Origin of the sequence: Nonomuraea composti (assembly GCF_012034275.1) — a bacterium.
Taxonomy (GTDB): Bacteria; Actinomycetota; Actinomycetes; order Streptosporangiales; family Streptosporangiaceae; genus Nonomuraea; species Nonomuraea composti.
Genome location: NZ_JAATEP010000016.1, coordinates 182,586 through 205,091, shown reverse-complemented (window position 1 = coordinate 205,091; position 22,506 = coordinate 182,586). Strand labels below are relative to the sequence as shown.

Here is a 22,506-nt window from a genome sequence, read left to right as displayed (position 1 = left end):
TCTCCCGCACCGTCCTGGTTGATCAACGAAGGGACGGGGTGCCAAAGTTCGCGGCAGGGCGGACGCTTCGCAAAACCCTGAAGCGTGACGGGCCGCCCGCCGGGCGCGGCTAGCCTGGCGTGCCATGACGTACGGCCCTCAGCAACCCGCCTACAACGCCCCCTATCCGCCGCAGCAGCAACCGTTCACCCCGCCTCCCGTCGTGCTCGACGTCGGGGCGGACGCCAAGGCCAAGGCGCTGATCGGCGGCTCGGTGTCGGGCGTGATCGGGCTGATCGCGATCTTCTCGGCGCTGACCGGGCAGACCACGGGCGGCGCGGGCGCGGGGGTCGCCGTCGGGGTGATCGGGCTGGTGTTCCTGGTCATCGGCCTGCTGCCGGTCATCGCGTGGAAGAAGGTCGGCCGCCCGCGCCGGCTCGTCTTCGACGGCTTCGGCGTGCGCTGGGACGACCCGCAGGGCAGGCCGTGGGCGGTGGCGTGGGCGGAGCTGTCGGGGGTGGGCATCTCCCGTACGGTGCAGCGCCGCGTCAAGCTCGCCGACTACCTCGTGCGCAGGACGATGGTCAGGCTCGACCTGTTCCCCGCCGACCCGGGGTTCCGGGGGCGGCACCCGGACATGGAGCACCTGTGGGAGTTCCACACGGTCAGGAACGGCTACCGGCTGCCGCTCGGCTCCAACCCGAAGTACATCCCGGTCATCGAGCGGGCCATGCGGCAGTACCGGCCGGGGGCATATCTGGGCATCAAGGACGAAGGCTTCATGGTCGGCCTGGTCTGAAACCCGGCCTGATCTGAAACCCGGCCTGGTCTGAAGCCCCGGCGTGGTCTGAAGCCCCGGCGTGGTCACTTCTCCCCGGGCGTGACCAGGCCCGTCTCGTAGGCGACGACGACCGCCTGGGCGCGGTCGCGCAGGGCGAGCTTGGTGAAGATGCGGGCCACGTGCGTCTTCACGGTCGCCTCGCTGAGCGTCAGCGCGTACGCCAGCTCCGCGTTCGACAGGCCCTTGCCCATGAGGGTCAGCACCTCCAGCTCGCGCGGCGTCAGCGTCGCGAGGTCCGTGTGCGCCCGGGAGGACGGCGGCCCGGGCACGCGGTCGGCGGCGGCGAACCGCTCGACCAGGCGCCGGGTGATCGAGGGGGCCAGGAGCGCGTCGCCGGTGCCGACCAGGCGGACCGCGGCGGCCAGGTGCTCGGGGGTGACGTCCTTGAGCAGGAAGCCGCTGGCGCCGAGTGCCAGGGCGGCGTAGACGTAGCGGTCGAGGTCGAACGTGGTCAGCATGATCACCCGGCAGTGCGGGTCATGGGCGAGCAGGCGGCGGGTCGCCTCCAGGCCGTCCATGCGGGGCATGCGGATGTCCATCAGCACCACGTCGGGGGCGAGCCTGAGCGCTTCGGCCACCGCCTGCTCGCCGTCGGCGGCCTCGCCGGCCACGTCGATGCCGCGCGCGCTCAGTATGAGCCGGAACCCCACGCGGACCAGCTCCTGGTCATCGGCGATCAGCACGCGGGGCGGCGGGCGCTCCGCACCGGCCGGGTTCACGGGCGCTCCAGGGGGATCCTGGCGCGTACCCGGTAGCCGCCGCCGAGCCGGCGCCGCGCGTCGAGGTCGCCGCCGTACACCGCGACCCGCTCGCGCAGCCCCAGCAGCCCGCGCCCGGCCCCGCCGGCAGGCCGCTCGCCGTCCGGCGGCCGGCGGGCGGTGCCGGTGAGCACGCTGGGCCCGCTGTTGAGCACTTCCACGCGCAGGTACTGGTCGGTGTAGCGGACGCTCACCTCGGCCTTCGCCCCGTCACCGTGCTTGAGCGCGTTCGTCAGCGCCTCCTGGACGATCCGGTACGCGGTCACGTCGATCCCGGCGGGCACCGGCCGCGGCTCGCCGGAGACCCGCACCTCCACGGGCAGCCCGGCGAACGCGATCCGGTCGGCGAGCGCGCCGAGCTGCCCCAGGCCGGGTTGCGGCGCCAGCTCGGCGCCGTCGGCCCGGTTGTCGCCGTCGGGCGCGGGCGCGAGCAGCCCCAGCAGGTGGCGCAGCTCGGTCATGGCGTCGCGACCGGCCGCCTCGACGGCCCGCAGCGCGGTCTCGGCCGTGCCCGGCATCGTGGGCAGCACCTCCCGGGCGGCGCCGGCCTGCACCACCATGAGGCTGACGTTGTGGCTGACGATGTCGTGCAGCTCCGCGGCGATGCGGGCGCGCTCGGCGTCCACGGCGGCGCGCGCGGCCCGCTCGCGCTCGCGCTCCAGCAGCCGCCCCTGCTCGGCCAGCGCGGCCCGGTAGCGCCGCCGCGTGCGTACGAGAGCGACCGCCAGCAGCACCACCAGGCCGCAGGCGAGCGCCAGCGCGGCGACCGGCCATTCCCACATCCGATCATCTTCGCGCGGCGCGCCGCGATCGGCATCCTCCTGCGGCCCTACATCCACGGGATGACGGCCGCCCCGGTTACATCCCCGGCGGGATGCGCCCCCGTCGCCATGCGATCTAGCTTCGAGCCATGAACACTCAGCGGCACGTCGTGCGGCTCGGCGACGTCCACAAGGAGTACGGCGCGACCAGGGCGCTGGACGGCGTCTCGCTGCGCGTCCGCGCGGGCGACGCCGTCGCCGTGATGGGGCCGTCGGGCTGCGGCAAGTCCACGCTGCTCAACATGATCGCCGGCCTCGACCGTCCGACGCGGGGCACGGTCGAGGTGGCCGGCCAGGACCTCGGGGCGATGAACGAGACGGAGCTGGCGTTGTTCCGCCGCCGCCACATCGGCATGATCTTCCAGTTCTTCAACCTCATCGAGGACCTGCCGGCCCTGGACAACGCGGCGCTGGCCGCCCAGCTCACGGGCACGCCGGCGCGGCAGGCGCGGGACCGGGCGGCGGAGCTGTTCGAGGAGCTGGGCATCGCCGGGCGCAAGGACGCCTACCCGGCGGTGCTGAGCGGCGGCGAGCGCCAGCGGGTCGCCGTGGCCAGGGCCCTGATGAACCGTCCCGCGTTGCTGCTGGCCGACGAGCCGACGGGGGCGCTCGACAGCCGCTCCGGCGAGCAGGTGATGGACCTGCTGATCGACCTCAACCAGATCGGGCAGACGCTGCTGATCGTCACGCACGATCCCGGCCTGGCCGCCCGGTGCGCCAGCCGCACGGTCGAGCTGGGCGACGGGCGCGTGGTGGCGGAGCACGGCCTGCCCGAGCACGGCCTGCCCGGACCGGGCCTGCCCGAACCCGGCCTGCCCGGACCGGGCCTGCCCGAACCCGGCCTGCCCGAGCAGAGCCCGGAACGGGCGTCGTGAGACCGGGTGCGGGGGCCGTGTGGCGGGCCTCGCGGGCGGCGGTGCGGCGGCGCAGGGTGCAGACGTTCGTGCTCGGGGTCGTCGTGTTCTGCTCGACGGTGGCGATCGTGGTGGCGCTGGGCCTGCTGGAGAGCGTGTCGGCGCCGTTCGAGCGGGCCTTCGAGGGGCAGCGGGGCGCGCACGTCGTGGCCTCGTACGACCCGCTCAGGGCACCACCGGCGGCGCTCGCGGCCAGGCACGAGGGGGTCGAGGCGGCGGCGGGGCCGTTCGCGCAGGCCACCGTCACGATCCCCGAGACGTTCGAGCACCTGCCGCCGGGCCCGCTCACCGTCGTCGGCCGCCCCAGCCCCGGCGGCCCGGTGGACCGGCTGGACCTCTGGGCGGGCCGCTGGGCCGCCGGCCCGGGCGAGATCGTGCTGGACCGGCCCCCGAACGGGTTCTTCTCCTACCTCCTCGGGGTGCGGTTCACGGTGCGGGAGGGGCAGGCGTTCACGGTGGTCGGCCTGGCCTCCAGCGTGAGCAGGAGCTCCGAGGCGTGGGTGACGCCCGGTCAGGCCGCCGCGCTGCGCCCGTCCGCGACGCAGATGCTCTACCGGCTGGCCGCCGCCGCGACCGACGCCGACGTGCGCGCGGGCACGGCCGCGATCGCGGCGGGCCTGCCGGGCGGGGCGCTGCTCGGCTTCCAGTCGTATCTCGCGGTCAAGCGCGACACCGGCCGCGAGGTCGCGGCCTTCCTGCCGTTCCTGACCGCGTTCGGGGTGCTCGGTTTGGTGGTGGCGGTCCTCATCGTGGTGAACGTGGTGAGCGGCGCGGTCGTGGCGGGGTTCCGGCACATCGGGCTGCTCAAGGCCCTGGGGTTCACCCCGGGCCAGGTGGTCGCCGTCTACCTGACGATGGTCCTGGTCCCGGCGGTCGCCGGCGCCGCGCTCGGCACCGCGGCGGGGGCCGCCGCCGCCCGCCCGTTGCTGAACGGCGTGGGACAGGGCCTGTTCACCGTCGCGGTGAGCCCCTGGGTGTACGCGGCGACGCTCGCCGGCATGCCGGCCGTGGCCGTGCTCGCGGCGCTGGTGCCCGCGCTGCGCGCGCACCGGGTGAGCGCCGCCCGGGCGATCAGCGCGGGCGCCCCTCCCGGGCGGGGGCGGGGGCTGCGGGTGCAGCGGCTGCTCGCGGGGGCGCCGCTGCCGCGCCCGGTCAGTCTCGGGCTGGGCCTGCCGTTCGGGCGGCCGGGCCGTGCCGCGCTCACGCTGGCGGCGGTGGTGCTCGGCGCGGCCACGGTGACGCTGGCGGCGGGCCTGTCCATGACGATGACCGCGTACGGCGCGGCCGCCCAGCGCGTCGGATACGTGCACACGGTGGTGCACGCCGGCCAGGCCCGCAACCACCAGACCCCGCCCCGGCACGGCGACGCGGAGATCGAGGCGCTGCTGCGCGGCCTGCCCGGCACCGTGCACGTGACCGCCGACGCGTGGGTCAACCTGCACCTGGCGGGCCATCCGCAGCCGATCCAGGGCAGGTTCCTGCGGGGCGACTCGGGCACGCTGGGCGAGACGGTCGTCGAGGGCCGCTGGCTGCGCGGGCCGGGAGAGGTCGTGGCGCCGTCGGCGTTCCTGGTCAAGCGCGGCCTGGAGGTCGGCGACCGGCTCACGCTGTCGATGGGCCGCGGCCGGGCGGAGGCGACGGTCGTCGGCGCCACCATGGACGGCGCCGCCGACCTCGTCCAGGCCGACTGGAGCACGCTGGCCGCGCTCGCGCCCGGGCAGCGGGCCACCCAGTACGAGGTCCGCCTCGCCCGCGGCACCGACGTCGCCGCCTACCACGCCGCCGTCCGGGCCGCCGATCCCGGCCTGTACCCGGCTGCCAAGTCGGCGACGGACCGCACGGCGGTGGCCGTCATCGGCTTCGCGTCCCTGCTCACCCTGCTGCTGGGCACGGTGTCGGCGCTGGGCGTGTTCAACACGGTCGTGCTCGACGCCAGGGAGCGGCGGCGCGACATCGGCGTGCTGAAGTCCATCGGGATGACGCCGCGCCAGCTCACGGCCATGATGGTGACGTCGATGGCGGCGCTCGGCCCGGCCGGCGGGCTGCTCGGCATCCCCGTCGGCGTGGCCGCGCACCGGCTCGTCGTCCCGGCCATGGCCGACGCCGCCGGTCTGGCGCTGCCCGCGTTCATGGTGGAGGTGTGGCGGGGGCCGCTGCTCGCGCTGCTCACGCTGGCCGGCGTGGTGATCGCGGTGCTGGGCGCGTTCGTCCCGGCCCGGTCGGCGGCGCGGGTGACGATCGCGGCCGTGCTGCACCACGAGTGATCCGGGGGTGGACGGCCGCCCCCGGCCGGTGGACGCTGATCGTACGGCCGGCGCGACACCGCGCCCCCGATCGCACATCCGAGGAGGAAGCATGCCCGCGACACCCCATGCCGAGCACGTTGGCAGCCTCCTGCGCCCGTCCGAACTGCTGGAGGCCCGGCAGGCGCGCGAGCGCGGCGAGATCGGCGCCGACAAGCTGGCCGAGCTGGAGGACGCCGCCGCGCTCGCCGCGATCGAGCTGCAGCGCCAGGCCGGGATGGAGGTGTTCACCGACGGGGAGATGCGGCGCAAGACGTGGCTCGCGGGGCTGCTGGAGTCGCTGGACGGCGTCACGCCCGTGCCGCTGCCGTCCACCGAGTGGTGGCGCGGCGACGGCGAGCCCGTGCCGCCGGAGGAGACGAGCTGGGACATGGTCGTCGCCACCGGCAAGCTCACGCAGAAGGCGAACCTGACCTCCGTCGAGGCCGGCTTCCTGGCCCGCCACGCCCCCGGCCCGTACAAGATCACCATGGTCAGCTCGTCCATGGGGCACCTGCTGTGGCACCCCGACCTCAGCGCCGACGCCTACCCGACCCCCGCCGACCTGCTGCGCGACCTCGTCGCGCTGCGCGTCGAGGAGATCAGGCACCTGCTGGCGCAGGGCGTGCGATGGATCCAGCTCGACTCGCTGGCCTACGACTTCGTGATCGACCCCGGCTTCCGCGCCCGCGTCCTGGGGCCCGCGGCGCCGGACGCCGAGGACCTGCTCGACGCGGCCGTCGCCGTCGACGCCCAGCAGGTGCGCGCGGCCAAGGAGCTCGACCCCGGCGTCACCGTCGCCCTGCACCTGTGCCGGGGCAACAACCGCAGCGCGTGGGCGGCCAAGGGCGCTTACGACCCCGTGGCGGAGCGGCTGTTCGGCGAGGTGCCGGTCGACCGGTTCCTGCTGGAGTACGACACGGAGCGGGCGGGCGGGTTCGAGCCGCTGCGGTTCGTCCCCCAGGGCACGGTCGTCGTGCTCGGGCTCGTCTCCTCCAAGGTGCCGGCCCTGGAGTCGAAGGACGAACTGCGCCGCCGCATCGACGAGGCCGCCAAGTACGTGCCCATGGAGAACCTCGCCATCAGCCCGCAGTGCGGCTTCGCCTCCACCTCCCGCGGCAACCTGCTCACGGTGGACGAGGAGCGGCGCAAGCTGGAGCTGGTGGTCGAGACGGCCCGCCTCGTCTGGGGGTGAGGGGCCCTCTCACCATCGGCGTCTCCGGTTCCGCTCTTGTCGGGCGGGAGCGATAAATTCGGCGTCCATGATGGAAACAGACGTCATCGGCCAGGCCCTGGTGCGCGCGTTCGCGCAGCGGGGGCTCGAGGCGACACTGCCCGATCCCTCGACGATCAGCGTCAGGCTGGCCGGCGGCGCCAGCGCGAACGCCGACATCGGCTCCTGGCGCGAGCACGCCCTGAGCTACGGCCCCGCCGGGCTGGAGGAGGCCGCGGCCGCCTACGCCGAGCAGGCGGCCAAGGCGTTCGAGCGGGCGGGCGCCGACGTGCCGGAGGCCGGCCTGCGGGTGCGGCTGTATCCGGAGGAGGCGCTCGGCGGCATGCTCGACGCGCTGGTGGCCAGGCGGCTGGCGCCGGGGCTGGTGGAGGCCGTGGTCATCGACTACCCCGACGCGATCGCGCCGCTCGACCGCTCCCGCCTCGGCGACCTGCCGGAGGAGTCCGTCTTCGGCGGGGCGCTCGCGCGCTCGATCGACGAGGAGCCGCACTACCGGGAGTCCGCGACCGTCCACGGCGTGCCCGTGACGCACGTCGGCGGCGCCCACCGCTACGTCGGCGCGCACGTCCACGTGCTGCGCCGGCACACGGGGCAGGCGCCGCGCGGGGCGCTGGTGTCGTTCCCGCTGCCCGAGTACATGCTGGTGCACGAGATCGGCGACGTGCACCTGTTCGCCGCGATGGAGGCGGTGCAGGAGCTGTCGCAGCGGCTCTTCGAGTCCGGCGACAAGCCGATCAGCCCGCGGCTCTACTGGTGGCGGCCGGGCGCTTACGAGGAGCAGCCCCAGCCGCAGGCCCTGCACGGCCCGCTCCTGCCGGACCTGCGGCCGGTCGGCATCCGGATCGATCACCGGGAGAAGAGCGTCTCCTTCCTGACCGAAGACACCGATGAGCTGGTGGAGCTGTGGATGCGCGACCACGAGTGACGCGCCGTCCATGGTCGAGAGTCGCGGGGTGAGCGGGGGCGGCTACGACGGCACGTCGGCGGTGACGAAGCGGGCCAGGACCTTCCTCCCGTCCGTCACCACGATCGTGGTGTCGTCGTCGCCCTGCACGAAGGCCAGCTCGTCGTCCCCGTCGCCGTCGTAGTCCCCGGCCGCCAGCGGCGTGGCCGCCCCCAGGCCGCCGACCTCCCTGCCGGCCTGGAGCCCGCCGGAGCCGCCCCGGAAGACCTTGGAGGTGGTCGCCTGCCGCGACGGCACCCCGCCGGGGACGGGGTCGGCGCGGCCGAAGGCGAGGTCGTCGTGGCCGTCGCCGTCGAAGTCGCCGGCCACCGCCGCGCCCGAGGAGCCCTTGAAGGCCGCCTGCCGGCCGTTGCCGTAGTAGACGGTCAGCGTGCGGTCGACCGACGGCGGCTCGGTCTCGTAGCCGGGCTCGTCGTTGCGGCTGCCGTCGTCGCCGACCGCGACGTCCCTGGCGCCGTCGCCGTCGAAGTCGCCGAACGCGACCGCCATGCCCGGGTTGAGCTTGCGTCCCGTCCGCGCCAGGCCGTCCGGGCCGGCGGTGAGCAGCACCCCGCTGGTCTGCTCGCCGTCGTCGCCCTGGTGGACGATCAGCGCGGTGGCGCGGCGACCGTCGATGTCGTCGGCGGTCATCCTCCAGAAGTCCGCGCCGGTCGGCGACGGACGGGCCTCGCTCCTCGCGGCGGCGCCCTGCCGGGTGAACGGCCCGTACAGGATGGTCAGGCCGGAGGCGAGCCCGCCCTGCTCCGGCGGGGTGGCGACCGCGAGATCGGCGGCTCCGTCACCGTCGAAGTCGCCCGCGACGGCCCGGTAGCTCGCCGGCCCGCTCGCGACGGGCAGCCGTACCGGGGTGGGGCGCGTCCTGGCCGCGACCCCGCCGGGGCCGCCCCACAGGAGGTGCGGGCCCTGCGCCTGCTCCGGGCCCTGCGGCGCCCCATAGCCGAGGACGTCGCCGTAACCGTCGCCGTCGAAGTCGGCCCTGGTGCCGCCGCCCAGCGACCACGAGGTGAACGTCTCGGGCGGCACGACCACGCCCTTCGCCGGGACGAGCCCCCGTGGCGAGCCTGGGACGATCGCGAGACGCCGGGCGTCTGCAGGGCCGAACTCCGCCACCAGGTCCGCGTATCCGTCGCCGTTGACGTCGTCGGCCAGCCCGGCCCGGGTCGTCCCGGAGCCGGTGGTGGGCGACGCGGCCGGGCTCTGGGTGTGCGGCGACGTACCGGTGCCGGTGCCGGTGCCGGTGCCGGTGCTTGTGCTGGGCGAGGCGGCAGGGCCCGCCGGGCGTGGCTGGCCACCGCAGGCCGCGAGCGTCACGACCGCCACCGCCAGGATCATCGCCTTCCGGCCCACAACCCGAAAGCCTAAGGCAGCACCGACCACGCATCCTCCCACCCACGCCCGCGCCCTCGCGTCCCCGCACACTCGCTGTCACTTCCCCGCGCGCTCGCCCCCATGTCCCCGCGCACGCGCTCTCCAGTCCTCCACGCGCGCCCCGAGTCCCCGCCCGCGCGCTTCCCAAGTCCACCCGGCCACATTCCTCATGTTCACGCAGGTGTGATCCTCATGTGCCGTTAAGAAAGCCCGCTTAACGTCTGCCTCTGTGCTGGTGCGAGAGGTCGTGGAGACGGAGCGGCGGGCGCGGCCCCGCCGGGTGTGGCGGGGGCGGCTGGCCGTCGCGGTGGCGGTGCTGTTCGCGGCGGGGACGGCGGTGCGGCTCGGCGGGCTGGAGGCGGGCGTGTTCCTGGTCCCGCTGGTCTCCTTCACTCCGTACTTCGCCCTCGCCGCGCTGCTGATGCTGGGGGTCGCGGCCCTGGCCCGGAGCCGGGCCGCGATCGCGATCATGCTGGCGGTGTGCGCCTGCCTGGCGTGGTGCGTGCTGCCGCGGGCGCTCGGGAGCGGCGACGCCTCGGCGGGCGGGCGGCCGCTGCGGGTGCTGACGGCCAACCTCAACGGCGGGCGCGGCGACGCGTCGGTGATCGTCGGCCTGGCCAGGCGGCTGGACGTGGACGTGCTGAGCATCCAGGAGCTGACGTACTCGGCCGAGGACCGGCTGGCCGCCGCCGGGTTGGCGACGCTGCTGCCGTACCACGTCGGGAAGGCCGACTTCCGCGGCCCGGAGGGCAGCGGCGTGTACTCCCGGTACCCGATGACCGAGCGGACGGGCCTGTTCCAGCCGGTCGGGCACCACATGCCGGTGGTGGAGGTGGCGCTGCCCGGCGGCTCGGCCGTGGAGGTGGTGGTCGTGCACCCGGTCGCGCCCGTGCCCTCGACGGTGCCGGAGTGGGAGGCGGGGGTGGCGTCCCTGCCGCCGGCGCCCACCTCTGGCGCGCCCCGGATCCTGGCGGGCGACTTCAACGCCACGCTCGACCACGCGGTGTTCCGCCGGCTGCTGGACACCGGTTACACGGACGCGGCGGCGTCCACCGGGCAGGGGCTCACCCCCACGTGGCCGCACGGGCGCTCGCTGCCGCCGCTGGTGACCATCGACCACGTGCTGACGGACGGGCGGGGCTCGGCGGTGGGGGTGCAGGTGCTCGACGTGCCGGGCTCCGATCACCGCGCGCTCTTCGCGGACCTGCGGGTGAAGGGCTGAGCCGGGGCCTTTCGTTCCAGGACGACGCCGGGGCCCCGGATCAGCCCGTTACCGGACGAGCCGTACGAGAAAAATCGAATCCGGCGATGTCCCCTTTGATCCGGGCATGACGCGAATATAAGACTCCTGCATAAAGTTGTTTAAGCAGGACCGGGAATTTATCGTCTACGTGCCGGCCGGCACTTTCACACCGAGGCCGGGGGTGGGCGGAAATTGTCGGTTTTGTTTCGTAAGGGGTTTGCGCGAAAAATCGCGGCTGCCGTGGTCGTCGCCTGGATGGCCATCGCCGTCGTGGCCGTGCTCGCGAGCGGCCCGCTCGACGACGTCCGCATCACCAGCGGCAGCTCCATGCTGGCCAGGGGGGCCGAGTCGGCCCGCGTCCTCGACCTGCTCGCCAAGCAGTCCGGCCGCGTGGTCCCCACCCTCGTGATCTACGAACGCGACGGCCCGCTCCAGCGCGCCGACATCAAGGCGGCCCGGCAGGACCTGCGGCAGTTCAAGGCCCTGCCCAACGTGATCGGCATGGCCTCGGCGCCCGTGCCCAGCGCCGACGGGCACGCGCTCCAGGCCACGGTGCTGCTGTCCGGCAAGCCGGGCGTGCTCATCAGCCCGCTGGTCGAGCGGCTGCGGCAGATCACCGTCGAAGGCAGCCCGCCGGGCCTGATCAGCCATGTGAGCGGCCCCGGCGGGGCCGCGGCCGACTACGTCGACTCCTTCCGCCAGGTCGACGGCACGCTGCTGGCGCTGAGCCTGGCCGTGGTGCTCCTGGTGCTGCTCGCCGTCTACCGCAGCCCCGTCCTGTGGATGATCCCCATGCTGGCCGTGGTGGTGGCCTACCTGTGCTCCGCCGCGGCGCTCTACGCGCTGGCCCGTTCGGGGCTGATGACGTTGCGGGCCGCCACGCCCGAGGTGTTCACGGTGCTGGTGTTCGGCGTCGCCACCGACTACGCGCTGCTGCTCGTCGCCCGCTACCGCGAACGGCTGCGCACCACCGCCGACCAGACGGCGGCGCTGAAGGACGCGCTGTCGGGCGGCATCCGCACGGTCGTCGCCTCGGCGCTCACCGTGGCCGGCGGCGTCGGCTGCCTCATCGTGGCCGACACCCACGCGCTGCGCTCCATCGGCGCGGCCGCCGCCATCGGCATCCTCATCACGACGGCCGTGATGGTGACGCTGCTGCCCGCGCTGATGCTCCTCGGCGGGCGGCGCGCGTTCTGGCCGAGCACGCCGCGCCCCGGCGAGAGCACCCGCGACGGGCTCTGGCAGGGCGTCGCGGGCTTCGTCGGCCAGCGCCCCCGCCTCGCCTGGACGGGCTCCGCCCTGCTGCTGACCATGCTGTGCATGGGACTGACCACCCTCGACGCCTCGGGCATCCCGCCGTCGTCGCTGTTCACCATGCGCACCGACTCCGTCGACGGCTACGACGCGCTGCGGCGCCACTACCCCGCCAGCGCCCCCGTCGTCGTCCTGGCCAGGCAAGACCGGAGCGACGCCGTCGAGCGGGCCGTGCACGAGGCCGAGGGCGTGGTGGCGATGCAGGCCGGGCCGCCCGCCCCGTGGCGCACGTTCGACGTCGTGCTCGCCGCCGAGCCCAACACCCCCGACGCCCAGCGCCTCGTCGAGGCCCTGCGCACCAGCGTGCGCGGCGCGGCGGGCGGCGCGGCCCTGGTCGGCGGGTTCACCACCGAGCTGCTCGACGTCAAGAACGCCGTCCTCGACGACGCCTTCCTCATCGTGCCGCTGATCCTGCTGGTCGTGGGGCTGATCCTGGTCGTCCTGCTGCGCTCGCTGGTGGCGCCGTTGCTGCTGATGGGCACGGTGGTGCTGTCGTTCGCGGCCACGCTCGGGCTGTGCTCGGCGCTGTTCACGCAGCTCCTCGGCTACCCCGTCGTCGACGCGTCGTTCGCCCTGTACGCGTTCGTCTTCCTCATGGCGTTCGGCATCGACTACAACATCTTCCTCATGGCCCGCGTCCGCGAGGAGGCCGCCCGCCTCGACACCCGCGAGGCCACCCTGCACGCCCTGCGCGCCACCGGCGGGGTGATCACGGCGGCCGGGGTGGTGCTGGCGGCCGCGTTCTTCGTCCTGACCGTGCTGCCGCTGGTGCCGGTGGTGCAGCTCGGGCTGCTGGTGGCGATCGGGGTCGTCATCGACACGGTGGTCGTCCGGTCGTTCCTCGTCCCGGCACTCGCCCATCACATGGGACGCCGAATCTGGTGGCCGGCCCGTGCGACCTCCTGACCCCTCGCCCGCGCACCTCCCACACGTCCCCGGGGCGGGAATCGCGCTCACCCATGTGACCGCGGCGGCGACGAATGTCCGGCCCGTCCTTTCCTCGCGGCGCCCAAAACCCGGCCGCGGATTTCCTTTTCGCCCGGTTGAATGGCTTTTGTTGGGCTATTTCGCCCTCATGGCGCTCGTCGTGACCGGCTTCCGGAATCGCCTGGAGGACTGGCCCGAACTACTCGCCGGATACGCGCTCGCGGCCCTGCTCATACTCGCGCTGGCGTCGGCCGAGCAGCGCCTTCCCACCGGTGTCCGGGCGGTGCGGTTCGTCCGGACATGCGCGCCGATGCTCATGCTCCCCCTCCTGTACGGCGCCGCCGCCCGCACCGCCCGCATCCTGCACGGGCGTTACCTCGACGCCGACCTGCACGCCTGGGAGAAGGCGCTGCTCGGGTTCGCCCCCAACACCGCCGTCACGTCCGCGCTCGGCTCCCCGCTGATGACCGAGGTGCTGACCTTCTGCTACTTCTCCTTCTACGGCTGCTTCCTCATCCCGGCCATCCTGTACGCCCAGGGCCGGGCACCGCTGGTGGAGCGTTACGTGCTCGCCATGGTGGCCGCGTTCCTGCCCTGCTACCTGGGGTTCATCGCGCTCCCGCTGATCGGCCCGGCGGCGGGGCTGCCCGAGCTGCACTCCGCGCACGGCCCGTCCGGATACGTGATCACCGCCGTGCAGAGCGAGATCATGGCCGCTCTCGACCCGCCCGGCGCGTGCTTCCCCTCCACGCACGTGGCAGGCGCCTGGGTCACCGTGCTCGTCCTCCGCCGGCACGTCCCCAGGATGGTCCGCCTGGTGCTGTGGACGCTGACGGCGGGGCTGACGGTCGCCGTCGTGTACGACTGGTACCACTACCTCACCGACGTCGTCGCCGGGCTGGCGGTGGCGCTGATCGTGCCCGCCGTCGTCGAACGGGCCGTCAGCGGGCGCGACGCAGTGCGGCCAGCGCGGCCTCGAAGCCCCGGATGAGCGGAGTGGCGGGTGCGAAGCCCAGCTCGCGTACGGCGTCGTCCGGCGTGCACGTCCAGTCGGGGCGGCGCATCTCGCGCACCTTGTCCCGGTTCAGCGCCGGCATGGCGCCGCGCGCGGCCAGCTCGGCCAGCACGGCCACCGCGTGCACGGCGGGCATCGGCACCGGCACCACCCGCGGCTCCCGGCAACCGGCCGCCCGGGCCAGGGCACGGCAGATGTCGGCCCAGTCGTAGGCGTTACCGTCGCTGATCGGGTACAGGCCGGGGCCGTATCCGGCAGGGGTGTCCGCAGCGGGCAGGACGGGGCCGTGGTCGGTGGCGGGCGTGTCCGCAGCGGGCAGGACGGGGCCGTGGTCGGTGGCGGACAGGAGGGCGGTGCACAGGTCGTCCACGTAGATCATGCCGTAGCGGCGAGGGCCGTAGCCGGCCTTGAGGACCACGCCGAGCCTGATCATCGGCAGGAGGGCGGGCAGCAGCGCCTCCTCGCCGGGCCCGTACACGATGCCGGGCCGCAGGATGACCGTGGGCACCTGGGCCGCGTGTTCCCGGGCGACCTGCTCGCCGGCCCGCTTGCTGGCCCCGTACAGGGAGATGGCGGGGCCGGCGGCGAGGGAGGAGCAGAGCACGAGGCGCGCCGGGCGGCGCTGGGTGGCCATCGCGCGCACCAGCCGGGCGACGCCGTCGCGGTTGACCGACCAGTACGCGGCGGGGGTGCGGGCGCGCAGCGTGGCCGCCAGGTGGATCACCCGGTCCGCGCCCTGCAGCGCCTCCGCGATGCCTCTGCCGGTGGTCAGGTCGCCGGGCACCACGCGCACGCCCAGCTCGCGCAGCAGCCTGGCGCGGGGTGAGGGGCGGGCCAGCGCCGTGACGGTGCCGCCCCGCTCCAGGATCATGCGGGTCAGCCGCCCCCCGACGAACCCGGTGGCCCCGGTGACCAGGTAGTGCGGGGCCGTCACCGCTCGCCCATCCCGTCAAGGGGCAGGACTGGCGGCGGGCATCCGCCCGTACAGGACGGCGGCGGTGAGCCTGTCACAGCTCCCGCCCATAGATCCGGTAGGCCTTGGCGCGAGTGCAGCCGAGCACGGTCAGGTAGCGGTTGATGGCCTGGTTGTCCTCCAGGGTCCAGCCGAGCTCCATCCCTCCGCGGTACCCGCCCGAGACGATGGCCTCGTGGGCGCGGGCGAGGAGCGCGGCCTCGACGCCGTGTCGGCGCAGGTCGGGGACGACTCCGAACAGCACGCCCCGGACGCGGTCGATGCGGCGGGCCGCCATGGACAGCCGGACCTGCCCGATCGGCAGGCCGAAGCGGGTGAGGCGGCCGCGGGCGGCGGCGACGGCCTGGTTGAAGTCGGGCAGCACGAGGGCGACCGCGACCGGCTCGCCGTCGACCTCGGCGAGCTGGACGAGCCCGGGGTCCATGACCTTGCGCAGCCGGTGTTTGGCGGCGGCGAACTCGGCGTCGGTCATGGGGGTGAAGCCCCAGTTGCCGTGCCAGGCGCGGTCGAAGACGAGCTTGACGCGGTCGAGGTCGGCGTCGAAGCGCGCCGGGTCGAGGGGCCGCACGGTGAGCCGGTGCCGGTGCTCGGCCCGCCGGGCGATGCGCAGCAGCCGCTCGGGCGGGACCTGCCCCGCGGTGTCCCACGCCCACAGGTCCTTCGCCTTGGTCATGCCGCAGGACTCCAGCAGCGCCGGATAGTAGGCGGGGTTGTACGGCATCATCACGCTGGGCGGCGCGTCGAACCCGTCGACGAGCACCCCGCACTCGTCGTTGGTGGTGAAGTTGACCGGCCCGAGCATGGTCGTCAGCCCGCGCCCGCGCAGCCATCGGGCGGCGGCGTCGAGCAGCTCGCGCGCCACGGCGGGGTCGTCGGCGCAGGCGAACTGGCCGAAGAACCCGTCGCGGGCGGCGTGGGCGGCGTTGTGGCGGGGGTTGTGCACGGCGGCGATCCGCCCGGCGACCCGCTTGCCGCGTCGTACGGTGAACAGCGCGGCCTCGCCGTAGCGGAAGAACGGGTTGTGCCGCCGGTCGAGCAGGCGCCGGCTGTCGTCGCGCAGCGGCGGCACGAAGTGCGGGTCGCCGCCGTGCAGCCGGTAGGGCAGCTCGATGAACTCGGCGAGCCCGCGCCGCCCTCGGACGGGCTCGGCGGGACCGGGCGGCGAGGGCGGGACCGGCATGTGGGCGGCCCTCCTCAGCCGGCCCGGACCCCGGCGCGGACCAGGGTGGTGACGTCGGCGAGGGTGCGCACGTGGGTGGCGAGGTCGAAGTCGACGCGCAGGTCGAAGCGGTCGCCGCTGGCGACGGCCAGCTCGACCATGTCGAGGCTGTCGGCCTCCAGCTCGTCGCGCAGGTCGGTGTCGGGGGTGATGACCGACGGATCCACGGCGAGGATCTCGGCGCACAGGGCGCGGAGCTGGTGGAAGATCTCGTCCTCTGTCATGGGTGCGTCCTCGGGTCGGCTGTCGTGGGCGGGCCGGTGGCGGGCCGGCGTGCGTTCACGCCAGCGATGATTACTCTAGTATCACGATCAACCACTGTAAGCTACCATCGCCTGATGCGGCTCGGCATCCCGCCTCGAGCCGGCCTCTGTGCGCACTGCTGTGCGCACTGCTCCACCGATCGTGACCGACGGAACCTGGAGACCCCTGATGATCCACCCTTCGTCGCCGCCCCTCCGCCCCCGATGCTCCGGACGGACCCGGAAAGCGAGCCCCGCGTCGTGACGGACCCTTTCGGCAAGTGCCGGCTCCCCGAGGCCAAGGCCCTGGCCGCGACCGGCCTCTACCCCTACTACCTGCCGGTGGAGGAGCGCCCCGGCGGCGGCGAGGTGGTGGTGGGCGGCCGCCGGGTGCTGATGGCCGGCTCCAACGACTACCTGGCGCTGTCGGACGATCCCCGGCTGAAGGAGGCGGGCGCGGGGGCGTTGCGGCGGCTGGGCTCGGGCAACTCGGGGTCGCGGGTGCTCAACGGCACGCTGGCCCTGCACGAGACCCTGGAGGGGGAGCTGGCCGCATTCCTCGGGCACGAGGCGGCGATGGTGGTCTCCACCGGCTATCAGGCCAATCTCGCGTTGAGCGCGTTGTTCGGGCCGCGTGACGTGTTGTTCGCCGACCGGCGCATCCACGCCTCGCTCATCGACGCGGCCCGTCTCGGCCAGGCCAGGCTGCGGCGTTACCGGCACAACGACATGACGCAGCTCGCCGCGATGCTGGAGGCCGCGGGCCCCGAGGTGGGCGCGATCGTGCTGACGGAGGGCATGTTCTCGGTGGGCGGCGACCTGTGCGACCTGCCCGGCATCGCCAAGCTGGCGGCGCGGCACGGGGCGCGGGTGGTGCTCGACAGCGCGCACGACGCGGGGCTGCTGGGCGCCGGCGGGCGCGGGGCGGCCGAGCACCACGGTCTGCAGTCGGCCGTCGACGTGCAGACGATCACGTTCTCCAAGTGCTTCGGTACGCTCGGCGGCGCGGTCGCCGGGCCCGAGCACGTCGTCCACTACCTGCGGCACAGCGCGCGGTCGGCGTTGTTCTCGGCCTCGCTGCCGCCGGCGTGCACGGCCGCGGCGCTGGCCGCCCTCGACATCATCCGCACGGAGCCGGAGCGCCGCCGGGCGGTCATGGCGGCGGCGGAGCGGTTGCGGTCGGGGCTGGTGGCGCTCGGGTTCGCGATCACTCCGGGCGGCACGCCGACGGTGTCGCTGCGGGTGGGCGATCGCCTGACGTGCTGCCGCTTCTGGACACGGCTGCTGGAGGAGGGCGTTCTTTCGAACGTCATGCTGCCGCCGGCCGTTCCCGAAGGTGAGGCGTTGATCCGGTTGAGCGTCACGGCGGCGCACACGGGCGGCCAGGTGGACCGCATCCTCGCCGCGGTGGCCACGGTCGCCGGGGATCTCGGGCTGCTGCCGCGTCCCTGAGCTCCAGCTCCCCTTGACGGGAGCTTCCCAATCTAATTATTTTCTACCCGTTAGTTATTAAGGAGGCGGGCATGCCGACACCGGTGCAGGACGTCCGCAGGCTCCACAGGCGCCTCGTGCTGCGCGCCCTGCGCGACCACGGGCCGCAGCCGCGCGCCGACCTGGCCAGACGGCTGGCCCTGTCCCCCACCACCATGACCAAGGTGGTGGGCCAGCTCCTCGGCGAAGGGCTGGTCGCCGAGGGGGCCACGGACGGCGCGGGCACCCGGGTCGGGCGGCCCTCCACGGAGGTGCGGCTGCGCACCGACGCCCGCCACGTCATCGGGGTGCAGGTCGGGGCGGGCACGGTGCGGCTCGGGCGGTGCGATCTCAAGGCCCGCCCCCTGGAGGTGTGCTCGTTCGCGTTCGACCTGGCGGGCGAGCCGCCCGAGCGGGTGGTGCGGCGGATCGCCGAGGCCGCCGCCGCGCTGGCCGGCGACCGGCTGCTGGGCATCGGCGTCGCCGCGCCCGGCCCAGTGGATGCCGGACAGCGCCGCAACGTGCTGTCGGTCAACCTCGGCTGGCGGGACGTCGCGTTCGCCGATCCGCTGGAGCGGGCGCTCGGGGTGCCGGCGGTGGTCGATCACAACGTACGGGCGATGGCGCTGGCCGAGGCCCGCTACGGCGACACGGGCGGGGCCGACCCCCTCCTGTACGTCTACGTCCGCACCGGGGTCGGGGCCGGGCTGGTGATCGGCGGGCAGCCGTTCCGGTCCGGGGCCCACGGGGTCACGGAGCTGGGGCACCTGAGGGTGGTCGAGCGGGGCCGGCCGTGCGCGTGCGGCGCGAGCGGCTGCCTGGAGACCGTCGCCGCCGAGCCGTACCTGGCGGAGCGGGCCCGCGCCCTGCTCGGCCGCGACAGCCAGGATCCCCTCACCGACCTGGCCGAGGCCGCCCACGGCGGTGACGGGCGGGCCGCCGCCGTGCTGGAGGAGCTGGTGGACCGGCTCGCCACCGGCCTGGCCAGCGCGGTCAACCTGCTCAACCCCGCGCTGATCCTGCTCGGCGGCGCCTTCCGCACCGCTCCCGAGCCGGTGTTCGACCTGGTCAGGGACGCGTTGCAGGCCAGGGCGTTCCCCGTGCTGCGCGACGCGGTGCAGGTGCGGCGGGCCACGCTCGGCCCCGACGCCGGCGTCGTGGGCAGCGCCGCCGTCGCCCTCGACCGGCTCTTCTACGACGCTTGAAAGGCAAGGACACGATGATCGGACACGCCCCGCTTCCCGCGTTCGACCCGCTGGCGGGCACGGTGGTGCGCGCGCCGGAGAAGGACGAGGCGGGCTACTGGGCGGGCTGCCCCGGCGTGCTGCACGACGGCGAGCGGTTCTGGCTGACCTACCGGCGGCGCCGCCCGCGTGGCGCCGCGGCCGAGCGCGGCTGGCACTGCGCGGTCGCGGTCAGCGACGACGGCGTGAGCTTCACCGACGTGTGGTCGGTGCACAAGGACGAGCTGCGCACGCCGTCCATGGAGCGGTTCTGCCTGACGCGCGCCGACGGGGGCGGGTTCCTGCTCTACCTGTCGTACGTGGACCCGGCCGACAACCGCTGGCGGATCGACGCGCTGCGCCCGGCGGCCCACCCGTCGGAGTTCGACGTGGCCACGGCGCGGCCGGTGCTGACGGCGGCCTCGACCGGCACGGAGGGGGTCAAGGACCCGTACGTGCTGCGGGCCGGGCCGGTGACGTACCTGTTCGCCAGTTATGCGGAGGCGCGGCCCGGCCTGGGCGGCGAGGCGCACGCCAGCGCCGACATCTACAACGTCGGCGCCACCACGCACCCCACCGGCCTGGCCACCAGCCTCGACGGCGGGACGGAGTTCGCCTGGCACGGCCAGGCCCTCGGCGTCGGCCAGGGCTGGGACCGCTACCAGGCGCGGCTCAACAGCGTGGTGCCCGTGCCCGGCGGGTACGTGGGCTTCTACGACGGCTCGGCCTCCCACGAGGAGAACTACGAGGAGCGTTGCGGCGTCGCGGTCTCCGGCGACCTGTTCGGGTGGCGGCGGCTGTCGGCCGAGCGGCCCTGGGTGACCTCCCCCCAGGGCGGCGGCTCGGTGCGGTACCTGGACGCGCTGCTGCTGGAGGGGCGGTGGTGGCTGTACTACGAGCTGACCCGCGCCGACGGCGCGCACGAGCTGCGGGTGCTCCGCGTCCCCGCCGGGTGAGGCGGGTGGCGCGGGGCCCGCAGCGACGCGGAGGCGGGCGGTGCAGGGCGAGCGGTGCAGGGCAGGCGGTGCAGGAGCACGCACAGCCGTGCGGAGGCGGCTAGCGGCGGCCGTACTTCTTGTGCACGGCCTGCTTGCTCACGCCGATGGCGTCGGCGATCTGCGCCCAGGCCAGCCCCGCCACCCGGGCCCGCCGCACCTGGACCGCCTCCAGGCGCTCGATCTCACGGCGCAGCGCGGTGGTGGCGTGCAGTGCCAGCAGCGGATCGTCGTCCTGCGCCTGCCTCATGAGGGTCGCCAGGTCGTTCGTCATGACTTAAAGGTAATCCAGCAGCAAGGCGCTGATCTCCTCAGGACGTTCGAGCGCCGGCAGATGCCCGGCCCAGGGCAGCTCCAGCAGCCGCCCCTGCGGCAGCGCGGCGGCCACGTGGCGGGCGCTCTCCTGGAAGAACGGCAGGTCATGGCCGCCTGCCACGACCAGCGCCGGCACGTCGACGCCGGGCAGCGACACCTCCCGCTCGGTCTGCTCGGGCTCTGGATCGGCGGCGAGCTGCACCTCGAACGCGTGCCGCTGCATCGCCTCCATCCGCCGCCGGTTCTCCTGCGACGCCTCGGGCCCGAGCAGCAGGCGCGCGTTCAGCTCGGTGGCCCCTTGCACGTCGCCCGCCTCCAGCAGGCGGTTCTCCTCTTTCCAGTAGTCCCGCAGGTCGGAGGTCGGCTCCAGGTCGGAAGGGGGGTTGAGCAGCACCAGCCGCTCGGCCAGCCCGGCGGTGGCCAGCTGCAGCGCCACCCAGGCCCCGGCCGACGCCCCGACCAGGCGCGCACGGCGTATGTCCAGGGCGGTCAGCACCTCGATCACGTCGTCGGCGTCGCTGTACGGCCCGTCCGCCTTGTACGGCGTGTGCCCGTACCCGCGGAAATCCACCTTGATCACCCGGAATCGCGCCGCCAGCGCCTCCTCCTGGGCGTCCCACATGCCGGAGTCGGCCGCCGTCGAGTGCAGCAGCACCACCGGCTCCCCCGTGCCCCGCTCGCTGTGCCAGATCGTCATCGTGACTCCACCACCATCCGCACGCCGAGCCCGACCAGCACGAGGCCGGAGATCTGCTCCAGCCGCCGCTTGACCGCCGGCCTGCCCAGCCACGCCTTGGCCCGGTCCACTGCCCAGATGAGCAGCCCGTACCAGAGCAGGTCGACCAGCACCCACACGACGGCGAGCGTGACGAGCGTCAGCGGCACGTTCTGCCCGGGGGGCACGAACTGCGGCAGGAACGACATCGCGAACACCGCCGCCTTCGGGTTGGCCAGGCACGTGCCGACGCCCGCCAGGTACGGCGCCCGCCAGCCGGGCACGACCTGCCCCTCGGGCGCGGGCGGGGCGCCCTTGCGGGCCTGCCACAGCGCTTGCGCGCCCATCACGACGAGCAGCACCGCGCCCGTCACGCGCATGATGTCGTAGGCCACCTGCGAGGCGACCAGCAGGGCCGACAGGCCGAACGCGGCGGCCAGCCCCCACAGCAGGATGCCGGTCTCGTTGCCGAGCGTGGCGGCCAGCCCGGAGCCCCGGCCGGCGCGCAGGGTCTGGCTCATGATGATCGCGGTGCTGGCCCCTGGCACCATCGCGACCAGGGCACATGCCCCGATGAAAGCGAGAAGATACATGCGGGGATGGTGTCAGATCGGCGGCGGGATCTCGCCTGGTTTTCCCCACGCCCTGCGCGGGCGCTCAGCCGTGGAGTCCGGCCCGCTCAGCCGTAGAGCCCGGCCGGCTCAGCCGTAGAGTTTCGCCAGCTCGGCGACCGCTTCGGCCATCATCGCGCGGAGCTCCGGCGGCTCCAGCACCTCCACGTCGGCGCCCATGCGCAGCAGCAGCCAGCGCGCGTGCTGGATCGACTCGACGGGCACGGTCAGCGTGACCCAGCCCTCGGGGTCGGGCTCGGCGGCGGCCAGCGCGGCGGCGACGATGTCGGTGCCCATGGTGTAGGCCAGCAGGTCGCCCCGCCCTGGTGCGAGCCTGATCACGGCCTCGGCGGTGTACATGCGCTCGCGGAACTCCTTGGCGTACTGGTGCCAGAACGCGCCCAGGTCGAACCCCTCCGGCCGCGCGAACCGTCCGGGCAACGTCTCCAATGTCAGGATCCGCCCCACCCGGTACGTGCGCGGCGACCCGTCCGGCGGCGCCGCGACCAGATACCAGGAGCCGCCCTTGAGCACCAGCCCGAGCGGGTGGATGACGCGGTCCACCTCCTCCTGGCCCCAGCGCCGGTAGGTCATGTGCAGGGGCCGCTGGTCCCACACCGCCTCGGCCACCTCGCTCAGGTAGGGGGCGTCGTCGCCGGAGCGGTACCAGCTCGGCACGTCCAGCAGGAACCGCTCGCGCATGCGCGAGGCGTGCGAGCGCGGCTCGGGCGGCAGCGCGGCCAGCAGCTTCAGCTCCGCGTTGGCCGCCACCTCGCCCAGCCCCAGCTCGGCGGCCGGCCCCGGCAGCCCGGCCAGGAACAGCGAGGACGCCTCTTCGGCGGTGAGCCCGTTGAGCCGGGTGCGGTAGCCGTCGAGGAGCCGGTAGCCGCCGGCGGGGCCGCGATCGGCGTAGACGGGGACGCCGGCCGCCGACAGCGCCTCCACGTCGCGGTACACCGTGCGTACCGACACCTCCAGCTCGGCCGCCAGCTCGGGCGCCGTCATGCGGCCGCGGGTCTGGAGGAGCAGGAGCAGGGAGAGCAGGCGGCTGGCGCGCATCTCCCCATTGTATTGCGCACATGA

General features: G+C 74.2%; 21 protein-coding genes. 11 read left to right on the top strand and 10 right to left on the bottom strand.

The features are described 5' to 3' along the window. Nucleotides 1–124 precede the first annotated feature (124 nt). On the top strand, nucleotides 125–778 hold the full coding sequence (locus tag HCN51_RS23785; protein WP_206067582.1) for a hypothetical protein: 654 nt from the start codon (nucleotides 125–127) through the stop codon (nucleotides 776–778). Between the two features lie 65 nt (nucleotides 779–843). Here the strand turns inward: HCN51_RS23785 and HCN51_RS23780 are convergent, their stop codons facing one another. Both HCN51_RS23780 and HCN51_RS23775 read right to left on the bottom strand, forming a co-directional pair. Then, nucleotides 844–1,539: a response regulator gene (locus HCN51_RS23780; protein WP_168011655.1), complete on the bottom strand. Its 696-nt coding sequence runs from the start codon at nucleotides 1,537–1,539 to the stop codon at nucleotides 844–846. Beyond that, nucleotides 1,536–2,360: a sensor histidine kinase gene (locus HCN51_RS23775; protein ID WP_168011654.1), complete on the bottom strand. Its 825-nt coding sequence runs from the start codon at nucleotides 2,358–2,360 to the stop codon at nucleotides 1,536–1,538. Before HCN51_RS23775 ends, HCN51_RS23780 begins: the two co-directional genes overlap by 4 nt. Nucleotides 2,361–2,488: 128 nt before the next feature. Between HCN51_RS23775 and HCN51_RS23770 the strand changes: the two genes are divergently transcribed. The 4 genes from HCN51_RS23770 (at nucleotide 2,489) to HCN51_RS23755 (ending at nucleotide 7,754) form a co-directional block, all read left to right on the top strand. Beyond that, nucleotides 2,489–3,274, top strand: coding sequence for an ATP-binding cassette domain-containing protein (locus HCN51_RS23770; protein WP_168011653.1), 786 nt, complete (start codon nucleotides 2,489–2,491; stop codon nucleotides 3,272–3,274). Next, nucleotides 3,271–5,577, top strand: coding sequence for an FtsX-like permease family protein (locus HCN51_RS23765; protein WP_206067580.1), 2,307 nt, complete (start codon nucleotides 3,271–3,273; stop codon nucleotides 5,575–5,577). The genes HCN51_RS23770 and HCN51_RS23765 overlap by 4 nt, the downstream gene beginning before the upstream one ends. 91 nt (nucleotides 5,578–5,668) lie before the next feature. Continuing rightward, on the top strand, nucleotides 5,669–6,790 hold the full coding sequence (locus tag HCN51_RS23760; protein WP_168011652.1) for a cobalamin-independent methionine synthase II family protein: 1,122 nt from the start codon (nucleotides 5,669–5,671) through the stop codon (nucleotides 6,788–6,790). A gap of 67 nt (nucleotides 6,791–6,857) precedes the next feature. Beyond that, nucleotides 6,858–7,754, top strand: coding sequence for a hypothetical protein (locus tag HCN51_RS23755; protein ID WP_168011651.1), 897 nt, complete (start codon nucleotides 6,858–6,860; stop codon nucleotides 7,752–7,754). 42 nt (nucleotides 7,755–7,796) lie between these two features. On the opposite strand, the gene HCN51_RS23750 is transcribed toward HCN51_RS23755, so the two are convergent. Continuing rightward, complete coding sequence (locus HCN51_RS23750) at nucleotides 7,797–9,140, bottom strand: FG-GAP-like repeat-containing protein (RefSeq protein WP_168011650.1); 1,344 nt, start codon at nucleotides 9,138–9,140, stop codon at nucleotides 7,797–7,799. Nucleotides 9,141–9,390: 250 nt separating this feature from the next. Between HCN51_RS23750 and HCN51_RS23745 the strand changes: the two genes are divergently transcribed. From HCN51_RS23745 to HCN51_RS23735, 3 genes are all read left to right on the top strand, one after another. Beyond that, nucleotides 9,391–10,383, top strand: coding sequence for an endonuclease/exonuclease/phosphatase family protein (locus tag HCN51_RS23745; protein ID WP_168011649.1), 993 nt, complete (start codon nucleotides 9,391–9,393; stop codon nucleotides 10,381–10,383). Nucleotides 10,384–10,644: 261 nt separating this feature from the next. Next, a complete protein-coding gene (locus tag HCN51_RS23740; protein WP_168011648.1) occupies nucleotides 10,645–12,624 on the top strand; it encodes an MMPL family transporter in 1,980 nt (659 codons plus the stop codon). A 169-nt stretch (nucleotides 12,625–12,793) separates the two neighbouring features. Next, nucleotides 12,794–13,636 (top strand): phosphatase PAP2 family protein, encoded by an 843-nt coding sequence (locus HCN51_RS23735; protein WP_168011647.1) that lies wholly within the window; start codon nucleotides 12,794–12,796, stop codon nucleotides 13,634–13,636. Here HCN51_RS23735 and HCN51_RS23730 read toward each other — a convergent pair. The 3 genes from HCN51_RS23730 to HCN51_RS23720 all read right to left on the bottom strand — a co-directional run bounded on the left by HCN51_RS23730 (nucleotide 13,587) and on the right by HCN51_RS23720 (nucleotide 16,076). Further along, nucleotides 13,587–14,594 (bottom strand): NAD-dependent epimerase/dehydratase family protein, encoded by a 1,008-nt coding sequence (locus HCN51_RS23730; RefSeq protein ID WP_168011646.1) that lies wholly within the window; start codon nucleotides 14,592–14,594, stop codon nucleotides 13,587–13,589. The two genes, HCN51_RS23735 and HCN51_RS23730, sit on opposite strands and share 50 nt — an antisense overlap. Nucleotides 14,595–14,667: 73 nt before the next feature. Beyond that, on the bottom strand, nucleotides 14,668–15,813 hold the full coding sequence (locus HCN51_RS23725; RefSeq protein WP_206067578.1) for a hypothetical protein: 1,146 nt from the start codon (nucleotides 15,811–15,813) through the stop codon (nucleotides 14,668–14,670). 14 nt (nucleotides 15,814–15,827) lie between these two features. Continuing rightward, nucleotides 15,828–16,076 (bottom strand): acyl carrier protein, encoded by a 249-nt coding sequence (locus HCN51_RS23720; RefSeq protein ID WP_168011645.1) that lies wholly within the window; start codon nucleotides 16,074–16,076, stop codon nucleotides 15,828–15,830. A 279-nt stretch (nucleotides 16,077–16,355) separates the two neighbouring features. On the opposite strand from HCN51_RS23720, the gene HCN51_RS23715 reads away from it, so the two are divergent. The 3 genes from HCN51_RS23715 (at nucleotide 16,356) to HCN51_RS23705 (ending at nucleotide 19,743) form a co-directional block, all read left to right on the top strand. Then, nucleotides 16,356–17,546: an aminotransferase class I/II-fold pyridoxal phosphate-dependent enzyme gene (locus HCN51_RS23715; RefSeq protein WP_168011644.1), complete on the top strand. Its 1,191-nt coding sequence runs from the start codon at nucleotides 16,356–16,358 to the stop codon at nucleotides 17,544–17,546. Nucleotides 17,547–17,617: 71 nt separating this feature from the next. Next, nucleotides 17,618–18,769, top strand: a complete 1,152-nt coding sequence (locus tag HCN51_RS23710; RefSeq protein ID WP_168011643.1) for an ROK family transcriptional regulator — start codon at nucleotides 17,618–17,620, stop codon at nucleotides 18,767–18,769. A 14-nt stretch (nucleotides 18,770–18,783) separates the two neighbouring features. Beyond that, on the top strand, nucleotides 18,784–19,743 hold the full coding sequence (locus HCN51_RS23705; RefSeq protein ID WP_168011642.1) for a hypothetical protein: 960 nt from the start codon (nucleotides 18,784–18,786) through the stop codon (nucleotides 19,741–19,743). A 100-nt stretch (nucleotides 19,744–19,843) separates the two neighbouring features. On the opposite strand, the gene HCN51_RS23700 is transcribed toward HCN51_RS23705, so the two are convergent. The 4 genes from HCN51_RS23700 to HCN51_RS23685 all read right to left on the bottom strand — a co-directional run bounded on the left by HCN51_RS23700 (nucleotide 19,844) and on the right by HCN51_RS23685 (nucleotide 22,482). Next, entirely contained in the window at nucleotides 19,844–20,056 is a 213-nt protein-coding gene (locus HCN51_RS23700) for a hypothetical protein (protein WP_080040151.1), read from the bottom strand. 3 nt (nucleotides 20,057–20,059) lie between these two features. Further along, complete coding sequence (locus HCN51_RS23695) at nucleotides 20,060–20,794, bottom strand: alpha/beta fold hydrolase (RefSeq protein WP_168011641.1); 735 nt, start codon at nucleotides 20,792–20,794, stop codon at nucleotides 20,060–20,062. Beyond that, on the bottom strand, nucleotides 20,791–21,405 hold the full coding sequence (locus HCN51_RS23690; protein WP_168011640.1) for a LysE family translocator: 615 nt from the start codon (nucleotides 21,403–21,405) through the stop codon (nucleotides 20,791–20,793). Before HCN51_RS23690 ends, HCN51_RS23695 begins: the two co-directional genes overlap by 4 nt. Before the next feature lie 108 nt (nucleotides 21,406–21,513). Then, complete coding sequence (locus HCN51_RS23685) at nucleotides 21,514–22,482, bottom strand: helix-turn-helix transcriptional regulator (RefSeq protein WP_168011639.1); 969 nt, start codon at nucleotides 22,480–22,482, stop codon at nucleotides 21,514–21,516. Nucleotides 22,483–22,506: the final 24 nt, after the last annotated feature.